We start from the raw sequence: 1330 nt of genomic DNA, 5'->3' as shown, positions 1-1330 counted from the left end.
CCTTCAACGGCGCCGGTTCGGGTGATCTTCTCACTTGTCGACGGGTGTGAGGCGCGCATGTGGCGGCGTGTTCCTGCCTCATGCTCCCAGCAATCTGGGCAGTCGGGCCAGGTTATTGGCGGCCATCGTCAGAATGAAGCGGGAGCGCACCCGTTCGACACCGCGATAGACGGTTTGAGCCATGCCGCCGACGGTTTTGGCCCAGCCGAAGGCCTCTTCGATCTTCTTTCGGTGCTTCTGGGATTGCGCATATCCGTCATGCCGGGCGGTTCGGCCATCGATGGCTGAATATCGCGATTTCTGCGCCACATGCGGGGTGACGCAGGCCTTGCGCAGGTCAGAGACGAACCCGCCCGCGTCATAGCCCTTGTCGGCACCCAGCGTCAGCCGCCGGGTCGATCCCGGGGAATGGCGATGCACCATGTCCAATGCCGCGCGCCGTTCCGCATGACCGTCGGCCTGCGTCAGGTCGCCCTGGACGATCAAGCCGTTGCGGTTCTCCATCAGAGCATGACCGATGAAACACAGCATCGCCCCGGTGCCGGGGGATTTTTTGTAAAGCCGCGCGTCCGGATCGGTGCGCGAGCCATGACTGGCATTCGAGCGCTTCTCGCCCTTGAAATCGACCTCGGCATTGCGGTGGTGGCGGGAATTGCGGGGCATCTGGTCGGTCTCGGCGGGGTTATCGGAAGGCTTGGTTTCGGGCGCGGTGTTCGGGGCGGGCGGATCACCCGGCCCATCATCGTCAGGCGGACTGGCCTCCGCCTTCGGCTGGAAACTCTTGATCGACGCCCACGCCTTGACCAGCGTGCCATCCACCGAAAAATGCTCATCCGACAACAGCGGTGCCACCTCGCGGTGGCCCAGGATCGCCGCCATCACCTTGCGCGACATCTCTGTGGTCAGCAGCCGGTCGCGGTTCTTCGAAAAAACCGTGGGAACCCAAACTGGATCGTCAATCCCGAGGCCGACAAACCACCGGAACATCAAGTTGTAGTTCATCTGCTCCATCAACTGCCGCTCGGATCGGACCGAGAACAGGATTTGCAGCAGGCTGGCTCGGATCAGCCGTTCCGGCGGGATCGAGGGGCGGCCGAAGTCGGTGTAGAGCGCCTCGAAGTCGGCATCGAGGCTGGCGAGCGCGTCATTCACCACCTGCCGGATCTTGCGCAAAGGGTGTCGCGCAGGGATGCGCTCCTCCAGATCAACATAGCTGAAAAGCGACCCGCTCGCCTCGTCCGTCCCGCGCATCATCATCCTCGCCTTTACCGTGATGAGGGTGAATCATGTTCTCAAACCGCTGTCGAGGTGGGACTATTTCAGCGGCCTG

The 1330-nt window shown here is 62.6% G+C and carries 1 protein-coding gene; it reads right to left on the bottom strand.

What is annotated here, in order from left to right:
- Positions 1-78: 78 nt before the first annotated feature.
- Positions 79-1251: an IS5 family transposase gene (locus ACFSUD_RS19575; RefSeq protein WP_386376183.1), complete on the bottom strand. Its 1173-nt coding sequence runs from the start codon at positions 1249-1251 to the stop codon at positions 79-81.
- Between the last annotated feature and the right edge of the window lie 79 nt (positions 1252-1330).

The sequence above is a fragment of the Sulfitobacter aestuarii genome, assembly GCF_042685005.1.
Classification (GTDB): domain Bacteria; phylum Pseudomonadota; class Alphaproteobacteria; order Rhodobacterales; family Rhodobacteraceae; genus Sulfitobacter; species Sulfitobacter aestuarii.
Note: the sequence above shows the minus strand (reverse complement) of the source record. Positions and strands in the feature narration are given on the sequence as shown.

What these genes read in the sequence shown, in the direction of transcription:
- ACFSUD_RS19575 (WP_386376183.1), bottom strand. Translation starts at nt 1,251, where the DNA reads ATGCGCGGGACGGACGAGGCGAGCGGGTCGCTTTTCAGCTATGTTGAT.